This is a genomic window from Cutibacterium acnes, from assembly GCF_003030305.1.
GTDB lineage: Bacteria > Actinomycetota > Actinomycetes > Propionibacteriales > Propionibacteriaceae > Cutibacterium > Cutibacterium acnes.
The window spans coordinates 2,107,330-2,130,417 of record NZ_CP023676.1 but is presented as its reverse complement, the minus strand read 5'-3'; the positions used below and the strand labels follow the sequence as shown (position 1 = coordinate 2,130,417).

Below are 23,088 nucleotides of genomic sequence, written 5' to 3'. Positions count from 1 at the left end.
GTTTCTGCTCTCTCCCCCCGGGCCCGCGGTGGCAGGGTGTTTCGCCGTGATATGACGATGATGCTGCAGCACCCCTAGTTAGGGGGAGCTGCAGCACTGAGGCGTCTATCAGCTATGTTTTGCGCGGGTGCGGGCTTTGGCCCGCTCGTGGGCATTGAGTTCGGTCTTGCGGATGCGCACAACGTCTGGGGTGACCTCCAGGCACTCGTCTTCGCGGCAGAACTCAAGCTGCTGCTCCATCGAGAGCTTCGTCGCCGGGATCAGGCGCTCCAACTCGTCGCCGGTGGAAGAGCGCACGTTGGTGAGGTGCTTTTCTTTGGTGGGGTTGACGTCCATGTCGTCGGGGCGCGAGTTTTCGCCGACGACCATGCCCTCGTAGGTGTCCTCGCCCGGCGAGACGAACATCGTGCCGCGCTCCTGCAAGTTGAACAAGGCGTAGGAGGTGACGACCCCCTGACGGTCGGCGACCATCGAGCCACTCTGACGGGTGCGCAATTCGCCTACCCAGGGCTGGAAGTTCTCGAAGATCTGGTTCATGATGCCCTGACCGCGGGTCTGGGTGAGGAACTCGGTGCGGAAGCCGATAAGGCCACGGGCTGGGACGACGAACTCCATGCGCACCCAGCCGGAGCCGTGGTTGACCATGTGCATCATCTGGCCCTTGCGTAGGCCCATCATCTGGGTGACGGGGCCCATGAACTCTTCTGGGGCATCAATGGTGACGCGCTCGAAAGGTTCGTGCAGCTTGCCGTCAATGGTTTTGGTGACGACCTGCGGTTTGCCAACGGTGAGTTCGAATCCCTCGCGGCGCATCTGCTCGACGAGGACGGCCAGCTGCAATTCGCCGCGGCCTTGCACTTCCCACATGTCGGGGCGGTCGGTGTCAGCCACTTTGATCGACACGTTTCCGATGAGTTCTTGATCGAGACGAGCCTTGAGAAGACGAGCGGTGAGCTTGTCACCGGACCGACCTGACAGCGGTGAGGTATTGATACCGATCGTCATCGACATCGACGGTTCATCGACGTGGATGAGCGGCAAAGGGACCGGGTTCTCGGGATCTGAGAGGGTCTCGCCGATGGTGATCTCGGGGATACCAGCGATAGCGACGATGTCACCGGGGCCAGCTTTCTCAGCGGGGACGCGTTCCAGGGCCTCGGTCATGAGTAGTTCGGAGAGCTTGACGTTTTGGACCGAGCCGTCGCGCTTGCACCAGGCCACCGTCTGTCCCTTGGTGAGTTCACCGGAGACGACACGGCACAGGGCTAGACGGCCAAGATAGGGGGAGGCGTCGAGGTTGGTGACGTGAGCCTGTAGCACCCCGCCCTCGTCGTAGGTGGGGGCTGGGATGTTCTCGAGGATGCAATCGAACAGCGGCTGTAGGTCGGGGGAATCGGGTAACTCGCCATCCCCGGGTTTGTTGAGGGATGCGCGTCCGGCTTTCGCGGAGGCATAGACCACCGGGACGTCAAGCAGGGAGGCATCGTCGTCGTCGGAAAGGTCCATGAAGAGGTCGTAGGTTTCTTCGACAACCTCGTCGATACGGGCGTCGGAACGGTCAACCTTGTTGAGCACCAAGATGAGAGGCAGCTTCTTGGCTAGTGCTTTGCGCAGCACGAAGCGGGTCTGCGGCAGTGGCCCCTCGGAGGCGTCGACGAGCAGAATGACGCCATCGACCATCTCTAGGCCGCGTTCCACCTCGCCGCCAAAGTCGGCGTGGCCGGGGGTGTCGATAATGTTGAGGGTGATTTCCTCGCCGTCACTCATGACGTGCTTGACGGCGGTGTTCTTGGCGAGGATCGTGATCCCCTTCTCGCGCTCAAGATCCATCGAGTCCATAACGCGTTTCTCGACTTCGGCACCCTCGCGGAAGGCTCCCGACTGCCACAACATAGCGTCGACCAAAGTGGTCTTTCCGTGGTCAACGTGGGCCACGATGGCAATGTTGCGCAGATCCTTGCGTACGGGCATGCAGAACTCCGGTTCAGATCGAGGATGGAGATACCGCGACGGGGCCGCGGGTGGTTGGTGGGTGCAAACACACCACAGTGAAGTGTAGGTCAGGGCAGGGTTGCGCCACGAATGAGCGAGTCAGCGCCACCTTCAGGAGCGCGAATGTGGTGACTGGGCCGCAGTTTTCTCAGCAGTCGTGTGGGTTCCATCGCACCACTGCGAGGGTGGCACCTGGGCCTTGACGTGGGCGATGTGCTCGCCACATCCGGCCCAAGTCGTCTTGCCACAAATGCCACATCTGACGGGTCGGCACATGGTGATAATCCTCTCCTTGGCTGAAACAAGTTTATTGTCGTAGGGCTTTATTGGCGGCCCGAATAAGCGCCGCGGCGCATTTCGCCCTAGGCTTGGGATCATGGCTGAGGAGCAAAACACCGATCTGACCACTGAGATCGAGGGACAGGATCACGGCGTGCGGTTGCCGCCCGACCCGGCCATTCGCAAACTTGCTAAGCGTGGACGTGGGGAGTTCATGACGGTCGTCAAGGAGCACCCTTCCTCATCCCTGTGCTGGGCCCTCCTGGCTGAAGGGTCGCTGTTGAGCGATACAGATGCCGCTGATGTCGCCGCGTACGCCTATGCCCGTACGGGTCGTGACCTTGGCCTTGAGCAGCTCCGGGACGCTGGGTGGGACGGCGAAGGGCCAGTGGATTGGGGCTATCTGCCTAACCAAGGTGTGTTTCGTTGCCTCCATGCGTTGGCCATGGCGGCCGAGCGGCTTGGATTTGGGGATGAGTCCGACGATGCCGACACCCTTTTGCGGGAGTTGAGCAACGAGGCCTGGCAGGCATTGCGTGGAGATGATGTGCCGTCTGATAATGCTGTAGACGTCGACGTGGATGAAGAGCTCGCTGATGAGCAGGAGTCCGATCATCAGGAGTGATGGGGTTATCGTCACGTAGACGTCGGCAGGTTGACAACATGATTCTGGTGATTCATCCTTGAGATAGGACATCCAAGGTCCAATGTAATGCGACGGGTTAACCCGACCAATCAATGGAGATGGGCGTATGAGCAACGTCGAGGCCATAGCAGCCAGGAAATCATGGCGTGACGAGTTGACTGGCACGCAGTGGAAATCCTTCTGGGCAGCATGGATCGGTTATCTGCTGGACGGATTCGACTTCGTCATGATCACGCTGGTCCTCACCGAGATCGGCAGGACCTTTCACGTCGGACCAGCGGCGACTGCGACCTTGGTGTCCGCTGCTTTTATTGCGCGATGGTTCGGCGGACTGCTGCTGGGAGCTATCGGTGACCGGATCGGCCGCAAGGAGGCTATGGTCATCTCAATTCTGCTTTATGCGGGTGGATCGGTCGTCTGTGCCATTGCCCCGGCTTTCTGGGTTATCTTCGTCGCCCGTGTCTGCATCGGCATGGGTATGGCCGGTGAGTACGGCTCTTCAGCCACCTACGTCATTGAGTCCTGGCCAGTGCGTCTGCGGAATAAGGCCTCCGGGTTCCTTATTTCCGGATTTTCCCTTGGCGCCGGTGTGACGGCTCAGGTGTATGCCCTCATCGAGTACCTTACCCGTGGTACCTCCGCTGAGCCTCATACCTGGCGAATACTCTTCGCGCTTGGCATTATTCCGATCGCCTTGGCCCTGTGGCTGCGTCGTGCCCTTCCTGAGGCCGCCGACTTTGTAAAAATGCGCGAGGAGGAGGCCGCTCGCGCCGCTGTCGGCGAGACTGTCAAGAAGACTGACATGTTCACCATGCTCTTCGCACGTAACCCGAAGCGAAGCATCATTAACATTGTTCTGGCCCTCACAACTTTCGGATGCCTAATCGTCATTTACCTGTTCAAGAGCGGCGTCCCGGGGCTCGTGTTGGCATTGCTGTGGGTCGTTGTCGCGGCCGTCATGGTGAGCTTCATGGTCCAGTTCGAGGGACCGCGTTGGCCGACAGGTGTGGCCGTTATGATCACGGTGTTTGTCGCCTTCCTCTACTCCTGGCCTTTGCAGGCTCTGTTGCCTACCTACTATCGCCAAACCCTGGGCCTGGCGAGCGACACCGCTTCCAATCTCGTGACCGCCACTTCTTTTGGCGCGGCAGCGGGCTGCATCATGGCCGGATTTATCGGTGACAGATTCGGAACCCGCAAGGCCTATTGGGTCTCCCTGCTCATCTCGGAGTTCCTCGTCCTGCCGGTCTTCCTCGTCAGCCGAGGCATGGTGCATTCCTCGGTGATATGGGTCGTGCTTCTTGGAGTTTTCATCTTTGTCCAGCAGATGTTCGGACAAGGTATCTCTGGTCTGCTACCGAAGTTCATTTCGAACTACTTTCCGGTCGAGAAGCGCGCTGCTGGTTTGGGTTTCTCTTATAACGTCGGAGCTCTTGGTGGGGCTATCGCCCCGGTCCTCGGCATTGCCCTGGCAGGTGATCCAGCTACCGGTGTTGGCGGTGTGCTGCCCTCCAGCTGGGGCCTCGGATGGACCCTGTTCATCTTGTCCTTCGTATTCACCGCGGTGATCATCGTTCTTATCGCCATCAATTTCCCGCTCCGGATGCAGAAGCTGTTGCGCCCCGACCACGTGCGTCCCGCTGACCGGATGGATCACGTCGATGAAGAGCTTGCTGTTTCCCGGAACCCTGACACTATCGTCGCCTCGTGATGCGAGCGAGAAGGAGGACGTATCATGACTGCTCCGACCATCGTTGGCGCATACGCCGCGATGCCACGGGCCATCGCTGAGCGGGAGTGCTTGTACCGGAGCCTGGCCGAGACCGGTTGGGTCGACGGTATCGAGATCCCGTACCGGGACGGCCTCGACGCCGATCCCCGATGGCTCGCCGATCAACTGCGCGACCGGTTCGCCCACTGCGTCGTGACGGCCATTCCGGGAACCATGGGTCAGCTGGCCGGTGATCCGGACTTCGGTCTGGCGTCCTCCGACGAGCAGGGGCGTCAACGAGCACTCAAGTGGTTCACCAACCTCGTTGACGACGTGCGAACCCTGCACGAGATGGTCGGACACCCCGTCGTCAGGTGGGTCGAGGTCCATTCCGCCCCGAGTCGTAAGGCCGACGCGAAAGCATTTGCTTCTTCGCTGGTTGAGCTCTCCGGTCTCTTCGAGGACGCTGGACTTGCCATCGTCGTCGAGCACTGTGACGCGGCTGGTGGCGTCGGACCGGGCGAGAAGGAGTTCCTCAGTCTGGACGACGAGATCACCGCGGTGGTCGGTACGAGGGTGCACCTGACGATCAACTGGGGCCGCAGCGTTGTCGAGTCCCATGACCCCGAGCTCCCTGCGCGTCAGGTCGCCCGGCTGGCTGATGCCGGTGTGCTCGGCGGGGTGATGCTCTCGGGTGCTGGTCCGGACGCCACCCAATATGGCCCGGCCTGGGGAGACGCTCACCTTCCGCTGCGAAACGACGAACCCACCAGCCTCCTGACTACGGATCTCGTCGGCTCCTTCCTGGATGCGGCCCGAGGCCTTCAGGCCTACCAAGGCATCAAGATCCAGACCCCCGCTGATGCCACCGTCGAGCGGCGGTTGGCCATGATCACCTCCATTCATGACGTCATGGCGACGGCATGACACCCATCAACGACACGACATCCACGAACAACACGAAGGACAACACCATGACCACGAAGTTCCACGGCGTCATTCCCCCGGTCGTCACCCCACTAACCCCCAACGGTGACCTGGACGTCGCCTCCTACGAAAAGCTCATCAACCGCCTCATCGGGCAAGGGGTGGACGGTCTGTTCGTCCTCGGTTCCACGTCCGAGGTGGCCTTCTTCGACGACGAGATGCGTGGACGTGTCCTGTCCGAGGCCAAGCGGATCATCGACGGTCGGGTTCCGCTGCTGGCTGGCGTCATTGACACAGAGACCTTGCGCGTCATCCGTCACATCGGTCAGGCCGAGGAGATTGGGGTGGACGCCGTTGTCGCCACCGCGCCGTTCTACGCCATCACCGGGCCGACCGAGATCGAGAACCACTTCCGCGCTTTGCACGAGGCCACCGATCTGCCGTTGTTCGTCTACGACATCCCGGTGTGTGTGCACGTCAAGGTGCCCGTCGACCTCATGATGAAGTTGGGGCGCGAGGGGGTCATCGCAGGCTGCAAGGACTCCTCGGCTGACGACGTGTCCTTCCGCCGTCTCGCCTTGGCAAACCGTGCTGCCGGCTCCCCGCTGTCCCTGTTCACCGGCCACGAGGTTGTCGTCGACGGGGCCTTTATGTCGGGTACTGACGGCGTCGTGCCTGGGCTGGCTAACGTTGATGCGACCAGCTACGTCGCCATGTACAAGGCCTACCGTGAGGGGGATTGGGAGACGGTCCGCATTGAACAAGACAAGGCTGCCGAGCTGATGGAGATCGCGTTCGCACCGCAGGGTGTCGTCGGTCCGGCCGCTGGTGTGGGCGCTTTCAAGACGGCCATGCAGCTTCTCGGCATTATCGAAACCAACACTATGAGTGTGCCACTGCCAACCCTCACTGGGGACAACGTGGAGAGAGTTGCCGAAGTGCTGCGTCGTGTTGGCCAGCTCGCGTGAATGACAAGCATCGATGTGAGGAGGATTCAAGTATGAGCGGATTCACCGACCGGATCATCGCCTCTATGGCAGGAGGGCTTGTGGTTTCCTGCCAGGCTTACCCGGGCGAGCCGCTGCGCCACCCCGAGACGATGGCCCAGATGGCGGCTGCGGTCGAAGCCGGGGGAGCAGTGGCGGTGCGTGCCCAGGGACTCTCCGATGTCTCCGCCGTCAAGGGGCGCGTGAGCGTCCCAGTGGTTGGTATCTGGAAGGAGGGTGATGAGGGCATCTACATCACCCCGACCCTGCGCCATGCACGCTGCGTGTCAGCTGCCGGGGCTGACGTCGTCGCCCTCGACGGCACCCGACGCGAACGTGCCGACGGGTTGAGCCTGGCTGAGACGATCGAACGCCTCAAGCGTGAATACGACGTCGTCGTCATGGCCGATTGTGGCTCGGTTGATGACGGATTGTTCGCTGCTGAAGCGGGAGCCGACCTCATCGGGACGACACTGTGCGGCTACACCGGGGAGCGCCCCAAAGCCGACGGGCCCGACTATGAGGTTATTGAAGCCCTTGTCAAGAAGCTCGATGGTGACCGTCCCGTCATCGCTGAGGGACGTATCCACACCCCGGATCAAGCGCGCCGTGCGATGGACCTGGGAGCCCACGCCGTTGTGGTAGGGACCGCGATCACCCATCCGACCTCGATCACTGGATGGTTCCGTGACGCGCTGAGGTGACCTTGCCCGTGACGAGCACCTTTCCCAGGCCGAAGCCGGGACGTTTCTCGGTATGTCACACCGGCGCGTATCCTCCGCTAGTCAGGTCAGGCTGACTGTTTCAAAGTTGCGTGGCGTGCATTCTTCAGGAGGTGCGGGGTGCCCCTCCCAACCTCTCCCGAATGGCGGCGAAGTGGTCCCACATAGCCTCGCGACTGGCCTGTGGATCATGGCCGATAACGCAGTCGGCGATGAGGTCGTGGGCGTGACGGGTGGCCGGCATTGTATTAGTTGGTGGAAGCATCAGCCCAGCGAGATTGAGGGAGTCCCAAAAGACGTCGATCAGTTCGCGGGCGAGTTGATTGCCCATGTCCGCGTACAACAGTCGGTGGAACTGGCGGTCCGCAGCGGCGGAGTCCTTAGGGTCGTCCATCCGGGCTGCCAGGGCGTGCAGGGCCCGTCCGGTCTCGGCGCTGATGCGGCCGGTGACTTCGGTGACCAGTGAGCACTCCATAAGGGCCCGCACCTCTACCATTTCTCGCAGACCGATGAAATCCCTGGTGCCGCTCTCGTCAGTGGTGATCTGTTTGACGCTCCGGTAGACGAGACTGTGCCGAATCGTCGAAGCAGATGCCGTAGACAGGTAGGTCCCCAGTCCACGCCGCACCTCAAGGATTCCTAGGGCGCGTAATTCGCGCACCGCTTCACGAACTGTGCCACGGGCCATCCCGAACTGGGTCGCGAGGTCCTGTTCGATCGGGATGGGGTCCCCGGGGGCAAGGTCTGAGGAGAGAATCCACTTGAACATCCGCTCAGCTGCCGGATTGAGGTTATCGGCTAGGTGGACGGCATCGTTCGTATCTGACATGCCGTTAATCATGGCATGGACGTCATGATGACGACACTAGAAAATCAGCTTGGGTGACGTGAGGTGGCAAAAGGCGGAAGAATGGAGACACAGCGACGTCAGAGGCGTCGCCAGACCCAGGAGGGCGACATGAGTGGGCACGTTGTTTTCCGCGATATGCGGCCAGAGGACGTCAAGGTGATCACCTTTGGAGAACCCGGTTCTCTGATTGATCGCGTCGACCGTCCGGATGTCGTCGCCAGGGTTGCGCTGTACGAGAATCGAATCGTCGGATATGCGGTTTCGTGGTTGGCGGTAGTTCACCGTACTCGTCGATTTATCGACGTTGAGGTCCATCCTGACTCTCGGGGCCATCGGATCGGTACGCGGCTGGTGCGTCAGATCCAGCAGAGGGTAGATCGACCATTGGCGACCAAGGCCATTGCTGGTTCTGACGCTGAGAGCTTCATTCTTTCCTTGGGTGGAGAGGTCTACGCATCGTGTCCGCCCTTCGAGCTGCCTCGCCGTCATTTTGGACGAGCGGTTGAGGTGCTGGAGGGGGTCAGCCTTGGCCCGGGCGGAGCCATCTCGGGCGCAACCCTGGCCCCCGGCGTGCTCGAGACGTTGTGGGAGCAGATGTACGTGTGGATGCACGCATCATGGTCCCCGGTCGACGACAGCGAGGCGGCCCACGAGGCGCTGCGTCAGGAGCTGGAAGACCTCGACTCCGAAGCCACTCGAGTAGCGCTTGTTGATGGTCAACCCGCGGCGGTGGCCTTCGTTTTTGTGGACGAGAACCCGACCGTGGTGGCAGAAACCGTGCAGGCTGGTACCCCCGCTGGAGACAACGCCGTCGCCTCAGCAATGTCATCGGTGATCACCTGGGCCGAAGATGCCGGCTACAAGCGCATCAATTTTGACGGTCACCGCAGCGACCCACACTTCGGCCCGCTCGCGTCTCGCCTTCCGCTGGAGGGGGCCAGCCTGAATCTCATGGAGATTTCGGTCCTGCCTGCTGACGACGCTGGTGATCCGGCGGATGGTGGCGCAACCGTCGCTTAGAGACGTCACTGGCGAAAAGGCCTGGGCTGGTGCGGGCGGAACGGATCGGCCTGGGCCGGCGCGCCCATTGTCGTTATGGGCACGTAAAGTGTCCTTGGTTGCACAGCGGCATGTGCCGATGCAACCAGAGGCAACCCGCACAGTGGTGCGAGGAAATGGAGGAACACATGCCTGGAATCGTCGTCATGGGTACCCAATGGGGTGACGAGGGCAAGGGCAAGGCCACCGATCTCATGTCCGAACGCGTCGACTATTGCGTGCGGTATTCGGGAGGCAATAACGCTGGACACACTGTCGTCGTCGATGACGAGAAGTTCTTCATGCACCTGCTTCCGTCTGGGGTCCTTAACCCGAACTCCACGGCCGTGCTCGGCAACGGAGTCGTGCTCAACCTTGACGTGCTGGCCGATGAGATCGACGCCTTGCGCGGCCGCGGCGTAGACATTCCGCACCCGCTCATCAGCGCCAATGCGCACCTCATCACCCCGTACCATCAGACTCTCGACAAGGTCACTGAGCGTTTTCTTGGCAGTCGACGTATCGGCACCACGGGTCGTGGCATCGGGCCGACCTACTCCGACAAGATCAATCGGATGGGCATTCGCGTCCAGGATCTTTTCGACGAATCGATCCTGCGTCAGAAGGTCGAGGCCTCTCTAGACCAAAAGAACCAGATCCTGGTGAAGATCTACAACCGTCGCGCTATCGATCCAGGCGAGGTTGCCGACGGTCTGCTGGCCCACGCCGAGCGCATCCGCCCCTACGTCGTTGACGTGGCTCGAGTTCTCAACAAGGGCCTTGACGAGGGCAAGGTCATACTTTTTGAGGGCGCCCAGGCCCATCATCTTGACGTTGACTTCGGCACGTATCCGTATGTCACCTCGTCCAACCCGATCGCTGCGGGCGCGTGTACTGGCTCAGGCGTCGGACCGACTCGCATCGACCGCATTGTTGGCATCGCTAAGGCGTACACCACTCGCGTTGGTGAAGGTCCGTTCCCGACCGAGCTCTGTGACGATGATGGTGAGCGGCTGCGCAGTGAAGGTCGTGAGTACGGTGTCACGACTAAGCGTCCGCGTCGCTGTGGCTGGTTTGACGCGCTGGTGGTGCAGCAGGCGGTCATGATCAATTCGGTGACTGACCTGTTCCTCACCAAGCTTGACGTGCTGACAGGCTGGGAGAGGATCCCGGTCTGCGTGGGCTACGACATTGACGGTGAGCGTACCGACATTATGCCCGTCACCCAGTCCGATTTGCACCACGCCAAGCCGGTCTATGAGTTCCTGGATGGCTGGAGTGAAGACATTTCTACGGCACGTTCCTTCGATGATCTGCCGCGCAACTGTCAGGCTTACGTGCGTCGTCTAGAGGAGCTTGTGGGTACTCGGGTCTCCGGGATCGGCGTGGGGGCCGGACGCGACGAGTCAGTCGTGATCAACGACCTCATTGACTGATTCCTCCCGGCTGACGGGAATAGACGCTGTAGGTTCTAGGCTAGTCCCCGTGTCCAGCATGACTGTTCTCGTCCTTGGGTCCGGTGGCCGCGAGCATGCCCTTGCCTTGGCCTGCCATCGTGACCCAGAGGTTGCCGCCGTCCACGTCGCTCCCGGTAACCCGGGGACGGCATCCTTCGCCACGAATCATCCGTTGGATCCGTGCGATTGTGATGCCGTTGTCTCCTTGGCGCGTGGCCTGGAAGCTGACCTCGTCGTCGTCGGCCCGGAGGCGCCGCTGGTTGCCGGGGTGGCCGATGCTCTGCGCGAGTCCGGGATCGACTGCTTCGGTCCAAGTGCCGAGGCCGCCCAGTTGGAAGGGTCGAAGGCTTTCGCCAAGGAAGTGATGGCTGCTGCCCGTGTGCCGACGGCAGCCTCCCGTTCTTGCGACGATGCCAATTCCGTCTCGGCTGCCCTTGACGAGTTCGGGCCACCATACGTGGTCAAGGACGATGGTCTGGCCGGGGGCAAGGGAGTCGTCGTCACACACGATCGCGCCGAGGCTCTCGCTCATGCCAAACGGTGTTTCGAGTCCGATCACCGGGTGGTCGTTGAGGAGTACCTTGACGGCCCGGAGGTAAGTCTTTTTGCTATCTGTGATGGCACCCGTGCCCTTCCGATGCAGCCGGCCCAGGACTTTAAGCGGGTCGGGAATGGGGGAGTTGGTCCGAACACCGGTGGCATGGGTGCCTACACCCCGTTGCCGTGGGCCCCAGACGATCTCGTCGAGACGGTGTCGACTACCATCATCTCGCCAACCCTGAGGGCCATGGCGGATCGCGGTACCCCATTCGTCGGCCTGCTTTACGTGGGGTTGGCGCTCACTTCTGCTGGTCCCAAAGTCGTTGAGTTCAACGTGCGATTCGGCGATCCCGAGACTGAGCCACTACTGAGTATGGTGGAGTCACCTATGGCCCAGATCATGGCTGCCGCGGCTCGTGGAGACCTGTCCGGTGTTGACGGTCTTCGCTTCCGTTGTGGCGCAGCCGTCGGCGTCGTGATGGCCAGCGAGGGTTATCCCGCTTGCCCGGCGAAAGGGCGCCGGGTCGTCGCCCCGGTTGACGACGAGGACGTTTTGCACGCTGGGACTCGTATCGAAGGGGACGGCCTCGTTACCAGTGGTGGCCGCGTTCTCGTCGTGCTCGGCCACGGCGAAACTCTGGCCGGAGCCCGCGCTGACGCCTACCGCAGGATCGACCAGTTGGAGGTTAGTGACGGGTTCCACCGCACGGACATTGCCCGCCATGCAGCCGAGCTCGAGGCCGTTGACGAAATGGCTGACGGACGCGCACCGCAGTCCGAGAATTCCACCAACCTGACCGACGGGGAGTCTTCATGAGCGTACCCAATATCCTTGCCACCCGTTATGCCTCCGCGGCCATGCGTTCCATCTGGACGCCGGAAAACAAAATCCGTGCTGAGCGCAGACTCTGGCTGACCGTCATGGAAGCTCAAGCCGATCTCGGTGTGAGCTTTGGTGGCGACGATCCCGAACAGGTGTTGGCCGACTACCAGGCGGTTCTCGACGACGTTGACCTTGACTCGATCGCCGAGCGGGAGGCGATTACTCGTCATGACGTCAAGGCCAGGATTGAGGAGTTCAACGCCCTGGCCGGTCATGAGCACATTCACAAGGGCATGACGAGCCGTGACCTCACCGAAAACATTGAGCAGATGCAGGTGCTGGAGTCGCTGCGGCTAGTGCGCGACAAAATGGTTGCCACGCTCAACCAGCTGTCGCGCCTGGCCGCTCAGTTCTCCGATCAAGCCATTGCTGGACGCTCTCACAATGTTGCCGCCCAGGTGACGACCCTGGGCAAGCGGTTCGCCACCGCTATCGATGAGATGCTGGTGGCATGGGATCACGTCAACGAGCTCATTGAGCGCTACCCGGCTCGTGGTATCAAGGGCCCGATGGGAACTGCCCAGGACATGCTTGACCTGCTTGGCGGTGATGAGTCCAAGCTTGACGATCTTGAGCATCGCGTTGCTGATCATCTGGGGTTTAACCAGGTACTCACTTCGACCGGTCAGATTTACCCGAGGTCCTTGGACTTTGAGGTCATGTCAACTCTGGTGCAGGTGCTGTCAGGCCCGTCTAACCTGGCGACGTCTATCCGCCTTATGGCCGGTAACGAACTTGTCACCGAGGGGTTCAAGCCCGGCCAGGTGGGTTCCTCGGCGATGCCGCACAAGATGAATGCTCGTTCCTGCGAGCGGGTCAACGGCTTCCTTGTTGTGTTACGTGGCTATTTGACTATGGCCACCGGTCTGGCGGGAGTGCAGTGGAACGAGGGTGACGTGTCCTGTTCGGTGGTGCGTCGTGTGGCGCTGCCCGATTCCTTCTATGCCATTGATGGTGCTTTTGAGACCTTTTTGACGATCCTTGGCGACTTCGGGGCGTTCCCCGCTGTCATTGAGGCTGAGCTTGAGCGCTACCTGCCCTTCCTGACGACTACTAAGGTCCTTATGGCTTGTGTGCGTGCTGGCGTCGGTCGGGAGGACGCCCATGAGGCCATCAAGGAACACGCCGTAGCCGTGGCCCTCGACATGCGCGAAACCGGTCGCACTGGTAACGACCTTTTCGCCCGTCTGGCCGCCGATCCGCGCATCCCGCTCACCAAGGAGCAGCTACGTGGTTTGGTGTCCTCTCCGCTGGATCTCACTGGTGGCGCCCAGGATCAGGTCGAGGCGCTGTGCGCCAAGGTGGAGGACATTGTTCGGGAATACCCGAAGGCTGCCAACTACCTGCCTGGTCTGGTGTTGTGAGGTGATCGTGCCGGGGCACGCACCACGTTGTCATCACATCCCGTGAGAGCACAACGATGCTCCGGCAACGCCGAGAGGCTCGACGACGTCACCTGGTAGCTGCCGCAGGATGGTGGTCAGGGTCTGCACCGCCGGACGGTGCATTGTGGCCGGTCTGCCAGCCACCACGATGTCGCGGTGGGGTCTGGGGTGGGTGAACTCCCGCACCACGATGCGCGGGTCCGCATGAAGTGGTGCCGAGATCGCACTGCGCGGCATGAGGGTTCGACCGGCGCCCACCGATACGAGTTCGCGGAGCGTCTCGAGGGATCCCGCCGTGAGGGTGTCGGGAGGCAGCGGATGAGACGGGCTGCACACCTCAAGCACCTGGTCTCTTAGACAGTGTCCCTCCGACATGAGGATGAGCCCTTCGGTGGGAACGTCGTGCGGATTGATTGGTCGTTCCTCACGGGCCAACTCATCGTCAGCCCCCGTCACGAGCAAGAACTCCTCCCGAAAAACGGGAATAGTCACCAAAGAGTCATCATTAACGGGGGCTGCCACTGCGGCGACGTCTAACTGTCCGTTGCGGATTGCCTCCAACAGCTCTGCCGTGCGCTTCTCGACGATATGGATGTTCACGCCAGGCTCGTGCTGGTCACATCGGGCGATCACCTGAGGCAACACGAACGGCCCTAAGGTGGGGAATACCCCGACCCTCAGCTGGAGGGTCATCCGGTCGGCTTCCTCCCGCGCCATGGTCCGGATGTCGTCGGATAGCACCAGCATGTCACGGGCAGCTTGGGCGATGCGTTCCCCCACTGGGGTGATCTCGATGCGTCGTCCCACCCTCACGGCCAGCACCACGCCGAGCTCGTTCTCGAGCCGGTGGATTTGAGTTGAGAGGGTGGGCTGGCTGACACCGCATGACGCCGCAGCCCGGCCGAAGTGGTGTTCTTCGGCCAGGGCGACGAAATACCGCAGATCATGAAGGTTCACACGGCCTCAGTTCTGTGTCGGATTTTGACGGATGAGGTGGTCGAAGGCGCCTAGAGCAGCGGTGGCGCCGGCCCCCATCGAGATGATGATCTGCTTGTACGGCTGAGTGGTGCAGTCACCGGCGGCGAAGATTCCGGGGGCTGAGGTGGTGCCACGCTCGTCGATGACGATTTCTCCCCGCTGGTTGCGCTCCAGGGCACCTTCGAGCCATTCGGTGTTGGGCAGCAGACCGATTTGGACAAACACACCTGCTAGCTCGATGGTCTTAACGTCGCCGCTGGTGCGGTCCTCGTACTCCAGACCGGTCACCTTGGATCCGTCGCCGAGGATCTGGGTGGTGCGGGCCGAGGTGATGACGTCGACGTTCGGCAGTGAGTTCAGGGTGCGTAGTAGTACGTCGTCAGCCTTGAGGGCGTCGAGGAACTCCACGACGGTGACGTGGTCGACGACGCCGGCAAGGTCGATAGCGGCCTCAATGCCGGAGTTTCCACCTCCGACGACGGCCACCTTTTTGCCTGTGAATAGCGGGCCATCGCAGTGCGGGCAGTAGGTCACACCCTTGGTGCGGTATTCCTTCTCGCCAGGCACGCCAAGGTTGCGCCAGCGGGCACCGGTGGCCACGATGACTGAGCGCGCCCGCAGGTCGCCGTCGGTCAGATGCACGGTGGTCATACCGCCGGTGGTCTCTATGGCGCTGGCGGTCTGACGCTCAATAACGTCAATGTTGTAGTCGTTGACGTGGCTGCGGAGGGCGTCGGCCAGACGCGGACCGGTGGTGTGCGGCACCGAGATGAGGTTGTCGATGGCCTCGGTATCGAGTACCTGGCCGCCGATTCGAGACCCGACCATGGCGGTGCGAATGCCCTTACGAGCCGCGTACACGGCGGCCGCGGCACCGGCGGGACCCGCCCCTACGACGAGCACGTCGTAGGGGTCGCGCTGCGAGAGGTCTTCCTTGGCTCCCTGGGCGGCGTCGGCGTCGAGACGCTCGAGGATTTCGGCCATGTCCATGCGCCCGGAGCCCCAGTCCTCGCCGTCCAGGTAGATGGCCGGCACCGAGGCGATTCCTTTGGCTTCTACCTCATCGGTGTGGGTGCCACCGTCAACGGCGGTGTGGTGAATATTCGGGTTGAGGACGGCCATTGCGTTGAGGTCCTGCACTACCGTCGGGCAATTTTGGCAGGTTAGTGACATGTAGGTGACGAAGTGGTGCTCACCCTTGACCGCGCGCACGGCGTCGATGAGGGACTGCTCCTCCTTGACGGGGTGTCCACCTACCTGCAGCAGGGCCAGCACGAGTGAGGTGAATTCGTGGCCCATCGGCAGGCCCGCAAAGCGGATGTCGATGGGGCTACCGGGGCGGGTGATGGCAAAGGAGGGGGTGCGCTCATTGTCGACGGGCTTACCGACGCTCACTTTGTCAGACAAGGCGGCGATCTCGGATAAAAGCTCGTCCATGTGAGCCGACTTTGACGATTTTGCGGCGTCGTCACCCCGGTATGGGGAAGGCACCAGGACGATCGGCTCGCGCACCATCTCGAGGTAGGTCTTGAGCTGAGTGGTCAGGGCGTTATCAAGCATGGTTCTCCTGAAGGGGTGAGGAGGGGGAGGGAAGGGTACCGGTCTGGGGATCCGCCGCAGGGACGAGCGCCCCTGCAGCAGATGCTCGGGTCGGAACTCAAATCTTGCCGACGAGGTCGATCGACGGGGCGAGGGTCTCATCGCCTTCTTCCCACTTGGCGGGGCACACCTCGCCTGGGTGGGTGTAGATGTATTGGGCGGCCTTAACCTTGCGGACTAGCTCGGTGGCATTACGTCCAATTCCTTCAGCGGTGAGCTCGTAGAACTGAATGATGCCGTCAGGGTCGACGAGGAAGGTGGCGCGATCGGCCTGTCCGGCACCCTCGCGCTCGACGTCGAAGTTGCGGGTCAGCTGCAGGTTCGGGTCGCCGATCATCGTGTAGTTCACCTTGCCGACGGTGTCGGAGTCGGCATGCCACGCTTTGTGCACGAAGTGCGAATCGGTGGACACCGAGAACACCTCGACCCCCATGGCCTGCAGTTCCTCATAGTGGTCGGCGAGGTCGCCCAACTCGGTGGGGCAGACGAAGGTGAAGTCACCGGGGTAAAAGAAGAACACGGCCCACTTGCCGTTGATGTCGGAATCGGAGACCTCGATGAAGTCCCCGTTGCGGAAAGCGTTGGCCTTGAATGGAAGGATCTTGGTGTTGATGAGACTCATGGGTGTCCTCTCTCGTCGACGATGTGATAGATCAAGGCTATCACTAAACATATTATCTATAGCCAATAACTATAAAGATCGTGAACTCGGGACTCTCTGTGTCGCCAGGGCCCGCACCCGTGGCATGATGCCCCCATGGTCACTTCGCACCTCAATCTTCCATTGCTGGCTGAGGGCAAGGTCCGACGCCTCTATCGTCTTCCCGATCAGCCGGGCCGCCTGCTTATGGTCGCTACGGACCGGATTAGCGCCTACGACCACGTCCTGACCCCCGATGTTCCCGGCAAGGGAGCCATCTTGACGAATATGTCCTTGTGGTGGTTCGACCAATTGGCCGACATCGTCGATAACCATCTCGTGAGCGTGGATGTCCCCGCCGAGGTCGCAGGGCGCGCCATGGTCGTTGAGGAACTCGACATGTTCCCGGTCGAATGCGTCGTGCGGGGCTACCTCACCGGTTCAGGGTGGGCCGAATATCAGCGCAACCAGGCCGTGTGCGGAATCCGCCTTCCCGAGGGGCTGCAGAATGGGTCCCGGCTCGAAGAGCCCATTTTCACCCCGGCAATTAAGGCCCCGCAGGGAGAACATGACGAGAACATCGACTATCTACGCCTGGTAGAACTCGTCGGTCCCGATGTTGCAGCGCAGCTGCATGACCTTTCGCTGCGGGTCTACCAGCGTGCAGAGGAGATCGCTCGGAAGCGAGGCATCCTCCTGGCCGATACCAAGCTTGAATTCGGGCGTCGTGTCGACGGCACCATCGTGCTAGCTGACGAGGTGCTTACCCCTGATTCTTCGCGATTCTGGGACGCTGAGACGTGGCAGCCCGGCAAGGGGGCAGATTCCTTCGATAAGCAATATGTGCGCGATTGGCTCACGAATGAGTCCGGTTGGGATCGCGCTAGTGACCAGGAGCCGCCTGCCCTCCCAGAGGAGGTCGTCAAGGCCACCAGTCGGCGTTATGAGGAGGCCTGGGCACGTCTGACTGGCGGGCACGTGTCTGATGAGGTCAGCGATGAGACGCCTCACAATGAGGCCGACGATGACAAGCACGCGAGGGCTTCGCGGGATAGCGTTTCCGGGGAGTCCGGGGACGCTGCACCGGTGGCCCTCGACGTTCCTGGCGAGTCGGAGTCCTGTAGTGCCGATAAGATCGGGGCTATGTCACGTGTAGTGGTGGAGGTCATGCCGAAACCCGAAATCTTGGATCCCCAGGGCAAGGCCATCACGTCGGTGCTCGCTCGGCTTGGCCATGACGGCTTGACGGTGCGCCAGGGTAAGCGTTTCGAGATCACTGGTGAGGGTTTGGAAGATCGTCTCGACGAGATCCGTCAGGTGGCCTCTGAGCTGTTGGCCAACACCGTCATTGAATCCTTCGACGTGCACGTGGAGGACTGACGATGGTGCGCATTGGAGTCGTCACCTTCCCTGGCACTCTCGACGACCAGGATGCAGCGCGGGCCGTTCGCCTGGCCGGGGCTGAGCCTGTGTCGTTGTGGTACGCCTCGACCGATCTGGCTGGGGTCGACGCCGTCATCCTTCCGGGAGGCTTCTCTTATGGTGATTACCTGCGTGCAGGAGCTTTGGCTGCTGCCTCGCCAGTGATGTCGTCTATTCGCAGAGCTGTCGATGGGGGCCTGCCAGTGCTCGGTATCTGCAACGGGTTTCAGGTACTGTGCGAATCCCATCTGCTGCCTGGCACCCTGATGCGTAACGAGAAACGACGCTTCCACTGTTCGGTGCAGCAGCTTCAAGTTGCCAGCGTGGACACCGTGTGGACCTGCGACTTCCGTCCCAGCGAGCGCATTCATATTGCTGCTAAGCACGGCGAGGGTAACTACGTGGCGGACGCTGCAACCGTAGCTGCGCTGGAGGCCAATAATCGGGTCGTCTTCCGCTACACCGCTAATCCGAATGGATCGGTCCACGACATCGCTGGCATCACTAATGAGGCGGGCAACGTGGTCGGGCTCATGCCGCACCCGGAGCATTCTGTAGAGGAGCTCACCGGCGCCGGGACCGACGGGCTGGGATTCTTTCGATCGTTGATGACATTCTTGTCCGCCCAGCTGTAGCGGTGTTCGTCCTGGAGACGTACGGCGGGGTGGTCCTCATGGTCCACCCCGCCGTCAGAATTCTGCGGTGTTGTGGCTCACTGGGCGACGTGGATGCGCTGGCCGAGCGGGGACTCGGGACTGACGGTTGGTAGGGCAGCGGCGCCGTCGAGTCCCTCGCCGAGAGGCTCGACGATTCGCGCTCCCGGCATCGCCGCAGAGATTTCCCTGGTAATCGCGGTATGGATGAGCTGAGACTTCATAACCCCGCCCAGTAGACCGACGGCGGGGCTGTCGGCGTCGGTGAGTTCGGTCTGGCGCAGACCGGTAACGGTGGAGTGGGCTAGCTCATGGGCTGCGCGCACGCAGATATCACGGGAGACGTGGTCCCCTTCTTCGGCTGCGGCGGTGACTGTGGCTGAGTAGGCCGCGATCCGTGAGACCATGAGCGGGTCGGCATGGAGTTCCAGGTAGGCAGCCTCGATGTCGTCAAAGTCGTTGCCGATGGTGTGGCTAAGGACTGTCGGCTCGCCGCGACCATCGTGGGCGCGCATGACAGCATCCAGGCCATGACGGCCCAGCCAGAAGGCTGATCCGGCATCGCCGATGATGTACCCCCAGCCGTCGACTCGGGCCACGTTGTGGCGGCCTACGGCCAGAGTGATGACTCCGGTGCCCGACGCTGTAACGACGCCCAGTTGGTCACCGAGAGCACCGAGGTAAGAGGTGATGGAGTCGTGGGCGAGCAGTACTCGACTGACGCCGAAGGGTTTGAGAGCGTGCAAGACGGGAATGGGGTCCTCGTCGTCGCGGGCCCCCGATGATCCGATAGCTACTGTGTATTCGGACTGGGTGATCTCCGGGTGAGCCGTCGCGACGTCGTGCATGATGGTCGCAAACTGCTGGGCTAGCGGGAGTGCGGTGCGCACCCCTGACGAGGTGACGATCCAGCCCGGCCCCCATGGCCCTGGCTCGCACCGCACGCGGGTACTGGACTGTCCGGCGTCGACGGCGAGGACTGGGGAGGAATCACTGCGCACGGCATCATTCATGGAGTCAAGGGTATGGGGAGAGTGGGTGGCGTGCCCACCAGAGTATTCGGGACGATCACGACAGCCGATCGAACAGGGGTTACGTGAGTAGTTGCCTATCGGAAATAAGAAAGGCGGCAAAAACATAACCACCTAGAGGGCTTCGGCGATGGTGTCGGTGGTTAGGGGTGCGCGGCGGTATTGCTCCTCGTCTGTATTAGTGTGAATATTTATTGCTGCCTCGCGTCAGTGGGGGTCTGGTTCTGTAACAGCAGTGGAGGTGGCGCCGCGTGGTAACTGGGAACACTGTAGCCTCCCGCGGCTGGGGCGATTCCCCAAGATTACTGTTGTTGCTAAGAGCTGTGCCTACGTAACTTACGTCCATCAAAACTCGAAGAAAAATGCCACTCTTATGAAACTGAATACAAAAAACCAAACCGCAACAGATGTGAACAGTGCGACCGCTGTGGCGATACTCATCTTGATAAGAAAACGATGGCCATCATCTTTGATGATGGTGCCTATCGTACCAAGAATCCAACCTGTTAGCGAGAACACCACAATCAAAATAAGGTAGTGTATGAGCTTTTCCTTGCTGCTAGCAAACCTGAGGCTTGTAAGAAAATATTCCATGGAGCCCATGAGCACGCCAGCAAGGCTCGACATGACGGCAGTGATGGCCTTAACTCTGCGTTTTTGTTTTGTCACATTGTCTCGGGAAACTGCGGCCTTTTCCCACAGCCCAGTGAGCCACCCAACTGCAGGAAAAATAAATGACATGAATAATCTAGGTGAGCTGAGTTTACTGTCTGCACCTGCTAATATTGAGGATACTTGGTATCCGAAGATCGCTAGTGCCCAGACGGCTCCAACGATGGTACCGATGGCCAGGCCGTTGAGGGGTGCGTGGCGGTATTGCTGTTCGTGTGTGTTTTTGTGGGTGGTCATCGTGGTGTCTTTGTGGTGGTGTGGGGGTCGCAGGCGTCTCCGATGCCGTCGTGGTCGGTGTCGGTTTGGTCTTGGTTGGCTATGGTGGGGCAGTTGTCTTGTGTATCGGGTACGCCGTCGCCGTCTCGGGTGACCTGGATCGGGAAGGTGAGGGTGTCAGTGGTGCCGGTGGTATCGGTGATGCGCAGGTGTGCCTGGTATGTTCCGATTCGGGTGAGGGTGCGAGTGATCTCAGGCGTGGTGGTATCGATTTCGTAGTGTCGGTCACCGTCTAAGTCCCATTGCCAGCGGCGGATATGGCCGAAGGCTGTATACGACGAGGACGCGTCTAGGCTCAACGGGTTACCCCGGCGCACCTGGCTTTGCCCGATCACAGCGGCACGCATCCGCACCCCCGGCGCCGAGGCCACCTGCGCAACACTCTCAGACAAGCTCGCACTCCTGGCCGTTCTCGACAGGAGCGCATCATGGACCAGCCCAGCAATCTGTTCATGACCGACCACATTCGGATGGTACCAATTCTTTTCATCTTGACTTGGCTCTGACAATATGACGCCATTTCCATTATATGAGTAGCCAGCGGTCTCAAAGACGGCGTTGATCCAACGTTGCGGATTCTGGTCACCGTTATGAACCAGCGGTTCGGGTTCGTGGGTGTTGAAGAGGCTGGTGGTGGGGGTGTAGGTCACTTTGAGGGCATGGGATGTGTTCCAGGCCTTGATGGTGGCGGCTTGCCTGGTGCGGAATTCGTCCTCGGCGGCCCGCACCCGGGTAGACGGCACGTCGGTTAAAGGAGCATCATCGTCTGCGGGGATGAGGTAGGGGTATCCGATCAGGATGACCCGTGTGTGAGCCGGGTCGGCCAGTCGGTTCTGTATGTGCGACAACAACGTCGTCGTTTTCGTCATCGTGGCATCAATCTTCTTGCGTGACGCATCAACAGAGCCGCCACACTTGGCCGCTGACCACACTCTTTCAATGAAGCAGTTTTCGACGACGGTGGTGAAGTCTAGGTCGTTGCCTCCGGCGGTCATGAGGACTACATGTGTGTGGGGATCCATTCCGTCGGCCTGACTGACAATAGTGTGGTCCCCGGTAGTGATTTGGGCGCCACTCCAGGCCCGCACATCAGTCTGGAACGTGGTATCGTCCCCGAACTCCCGATTCAACCGGCGCGTGAGCACCGAACCATAATTCTTAGGGCTGCGATACGACCCATCAGCCGGATACCCATCAACCAAGGTTCCGTTGCCTGCCGAGTAGGAGTCTCCCAGCACAGTCATCTTCACTAACCGGCGAGGCGGCACTCACCCATCAACCGTGACCGCCCGAGCCGGATTAGCACCAATAGTGTCCAACGACTGCAAACCCCGCAACACCGGAACCGCCTGCACCGTCGCCATCATCGTCCACGCGGGACTAACGACATTACTTGGGAACGAGCCGTCAGCCTTCTGCTGACCGGCCAGCCACGCTTGACCCTTGACAGCCTGGTCTTTGTGGTTCGCGTCACCGGCCCGATACAAACCCGGTGCCACTCGCGTCGTCGCACGCACATCCGCACCGTGGTCTGGCCAACCCCACCCATCTGTCTGACGATCGGCATCCAGACGTTTGACAAGCGCCGCCTTGACAGCCGTAATCCCCTCCTGACCGTATGCTGTAGACACCACATGCGACAGGGCGGCGAGCATAAGACCATCAGTACTCGGATAATTCCGCCCGGGACGCGCCGAGACATAGTCGGTGATCGACTTGAATAGCTTCTGCGGGATCGGTTTGCCCAGCCGCTCCAACGCGATCATGTCCAACGCCTGATGAAACGGGCGCTCCTTGAGTGCCGAATCCGGCAACGACGTCACCGGCTTAGCGTAATCAGTTCCCCCATAGGTGGTCGGCTCGCCAGCTGCCAGCAAGGTGATCGTCACCTTCGCACACCCACCCACATTCTTAAAAGTGCAATACGACGGCCCCTTAGCCTTAATATCTTTCTTGATCATGCCGAAAAGCTTCGCATCGGTCTTGCCGGCAGAAATCAACGCCAGCGCCCCGTCCAACTCCGGACCCAAATCACCCTTCGTCAGATCAGCACTATGCCCGTTAATGTAGTCGGCTGCCTTACCGGCCTGGGCAGCGTAATCGGCGGGTTTCGGCCCACCCGCTGCTAGAGCCGGGACAGGCACCCCCCACCGTGCCAGTCACCACCGCAGCCGCCACCAGCGAGCCCAACACTCGCCTACGTTTCGTTGTTGCTGCTTCTATCATCTTGTCCCTCCACGGAAACGTCCCGAGGGGATTCCACAGACAACACAGACGTTCACGCGTCGATGCCGACCCCGTAACCCGCGACGGAACCCCACACCACCCCCACGTGATCTGGTACCCCGACTCCCACACAAATGGTGGTCACGGTTACGCGACAGTGCCGGACTCCCACCAG

General features: G+C 60.9%; 18 protein-coding genes and 1 pseudogene. 11 read left to right on the top strand and 8 right to left on the bottom strand.

Features of this window, described 5'->3' with window-relative positions:
- Nucleotides 1–108: 108 nt before the first annotated feature.
- The gene (gene typA, locus CPA42_RS10655; RefSeq protein ID WP_002516314.1) at nt 109–1,971 is read right to left on the bottom strand and encodes a translational GTPase TypA; all 1,863 of its coding nucleotides are present in this window, start codon (nt 1,969–1,971) and stop codon (nt 109–111) included.
- Between the two features lie 397 nt (nt 1,972–2,368).
- On the opposite strand from typA, the gene CPA42_RS10650 reads away from it, so the two are divergent.
- From CPA42_RS10650 to CPA42_RS10630, 5 genes are all read left to right on the top strand, one after another.
- Complete coding sequence (locus CPA42_RS10650; protein WP_002516361.1) at nt 2,369–2,896, top strand: DUF3151 family protein; 528 nt, start codon at nt 2,369–2,371, stop codon at nt 2,894–2,896.
- A 127-nt stretch (nt 2,897–3,023) separates the two neighbouring features.
- Nucleotides 3,024–4,628 carry an MFS transporter gene (locus CPA42_RS10645; RefSeq protein WP_002516296.1) on the top strand — a complete coding sequence of 535 codons (1,605 nt, stop codon included), beginning with the start codon at nt 3,024–3,026 and terminating at the stop codon, nt 4,626–4,628.
- Between the two features lie 24 nt (nt 4,629–4,652).
- Nucleotides 4,653–5,555 (top strand): DUF4862 family protein, encoded by a 903-nt coding sequence (locus CPA42_RS10640; RefSeq protein ID WP_002516203.1) that lies wholly within the window; start codon nt 4,653–4,655, stop codon nt 5,553–5,555.
- Nucleotides 5,552–6,523 carry a dihydrodipicolinate synthase family protein gene (locus tag CPA42_RS10635; protein ID WP_002516222.1) on the top strand — a complete coding sequence of 324 codons (972 nt, stop codon included), beginning with the start codon at nt 5,552–5,554 and terminating at the stop codon, nt 6,521–6,523. Before CPA42_RS10640 ends, CPA42_RS10635 begins: the two co-directional genes overlap by 4 nt.
- A 32-nt stretch (nt 6,524–6,555) precedes the next feature.
- The gene (locus CPA42_RS10630) at nt 6,556–7,245 is read left to right on the top strand and encodes an N-acetylmannosamine-6-phosphate 2-epimerase (protein ID WP_002516270.1); all 690 of its coding nucleotides are present in this window, start codon (nt 6,556–6,558) and stop codon (nt 7,243–7,245) included.
- A 124-nt stretch (nt 7,246–7,369) separates the two neighbouring features.
- Here the strand turns inward: CPA42_RS10630 and CPA42_RS10625 are convergent, their stop codons facing one another.
- The gene (locus CPA42_RS10625) at nt 7,370–8,104 is read right to left on the bottom strand and encodes a FadR/GntR family transcriptional regulator (RefSeq protein WP_024513516.1); all 735 of its coding nucleotides are present in this window, start codon (nt 8,102–8,104) and stop codon (nt 7,370–7,372) included.
- Nucleotides 8,105–8,173: 69 nt separating this feature from the next.
- Here CPA42_RS10625 and CPA42_RS10620 point away from each other — a divergent pair, with 69 nt between their 5' ends.
- The 4 genes from CPA42_RS10620 to purB all read left to right on the top strand — a co-directional run bounded on the left by CPA42_RS10620 (nt 8,174) and on the right by purB (nt 13,395).
- Complete coding sequence (locus CPA42_RS10620; protein WP_002519466.1) at nt 8,174–9,133, top strand: GNAT family N-acetyltransferase; 960 nt, start codon at nt 8,174–8,176, stop codon at nt 9,131–9,133.
- 155 nt (nt 9,134–9,288) lie between these two features.
- A complete protein-coding gene (locus CPA42_RS10615; protein ID WP_002516230.1) occupies nt 9,289–10,587 on the top strand; it encodes an adenylosuccinate synthase in 1,299 nt (432 codons plus the stop codon).
- A 58-nt stretch (nt 10,588–10,645) separates the two neighbouring features.
- Complete coding sequence (purD, locus tag CPA42_RS10610; protein ID WP_002519465.1) at nt 10,646–11,965, top strand: phosphoribosylamine--glycine ligase; 1,320 nt, start codon at nt 10,646–10,648, stop codon at nt 11,963–11,965.
- Nucleotides 11,962–13,395 carry an adenylosuccinate lyase gene (gene purB / locus CPA42_RS10605; protein ID WP_002514433.1) on the top strand — a complete coding sequence of 478 codons (1,434 nt, stop codon included), beginning with the start codon at nt 11,962–11,964 and terminating at the stop codon, nt 13,393–13,395. The genes purD and purB overlap by 4 nt, the downstream gene beginning before the upstream one ends.
- A 33-nt stretch (nt 13,396–13,428) precedes the next feature.
- Here the strand turns inward: purB and CPA42_RS10600 are convergent, their stop codons facing one another.
- The 3 genes from CPA42_RS10600 to ahpC all read right to left on the bottom strand — a co-directional run bounded on the left by CPA42_RS10600 (nt 13,429) and on the right by ahpC (nt 16,615).
- A complete protein-coding gene (locus CPA42_RS10600) occupies nt 13,429–14,373 on the bottom strand; it encodes a hydrogen peroxide-inducible genes activator (RefSeq protein WP_002516268.1) in 945 nt (314 codons plus the stop codon).
- Between the two features lie 6 nt (nt 14,374–14,379).
- The gene (gene ahpF / locus CPA42_RS10595) at nt 14,380–15,954 is read right to left on the bottom strand and encodes an alkyl hydroperoxide reductase subunit F (protein WP_002516372.1); all 1,575 of its coding nucleotides are present in this window, start codon (nt 15,952–15,954) and stop codon (nt 14,380–14,382) included.
- Nucleotides 15,955–16,051: 97 nt separating this feature from the next.
- Nucleotides 16,052–16,615: an alkyl hydroperoxide reductase subunit C gene (gene ahpC, locus CPA42_RS10590; RefSeq protein WP_002514430.1), complete on the bottom strand. Its 564-nt coding sequence runs from the start codon at nt 16,613–16,615 to the stop codon at nt 16,052–16,054.
- A 135-nt stretch (nt 16,616–16,750) separates the two neighbouring features.
- On the opposite strand from ahpC, the gene CPA42_RS10585 reads away from it, so the two are divergent.
- Nucleotides 16,751–18,013, top strand: coding sequence for a phosphoribosylaminoimidazolesuccinocarboxamide synthase (locus CPA42_RS10585; RefSeq protein ID WP_002518075.1), 1,263 nt, complete (start codon nt 16,751–16,753; stop codon nt 18,011–18,013).
- A 2-nt stretch (nt 18,014–18,015) separates the two neighbouring features.
- Nucleotides 18,016–18,690, top strand: coding sequence for a phosphoribosylformylglycinamidine synthase subunit PurQ (gene purQ, locus CPA42_RS10580; RefSeq protein ID WP_002516327.1), 675 nt, complete (start codon nt 18,016–18,018; stop codon nt 18,688–18,690).
- A gap of 77 nt (nt 18,691–18,767) precedes the next feature.
- Here the strand turns inward: purQ and CPA42_RS10575 are convergent, their stop codons facing one another.
- From CPA42_RS10575 to CPA42_RS13630, 3 genes and pseudogenes are all read right to left on the bottom strand, one after another.
- Entirely contained in the window at nt 18,768–19,721 is a 954-nt protein-coding gene (locus tag CPA42_RS10575) for an N-acetylglucosamine kinase (RefSeq protein ID WP_002516182.1), read from the bottom strand.
- 363 nt (nt 19,722–20,084) lie between these two features.
- The gene (locus CPA42_RS10570; protein WP_023032912.1) at nt 20,085–20,648 is read right to left on the bottom strand and encodes a hypothetical protein; all 564 of its coding nucleotides are present in this window, start codon (nt 20,646–20,648) and stop codon (nt 20,085–20,087) included.
- Nucleotides 20,645–22,831, bottom strand: a pseudogene (locus CPA42_RS13630) (PKD domain-containing protein). The gene CPA42_RS10570 and the pseudogene CPA42_RS13630 overlap by 4 nt, the downstream one beginning before the upstream one ends.
- Between the last annotated feature and the right edge of the window lie 257 nt (nt 22,832–23,088).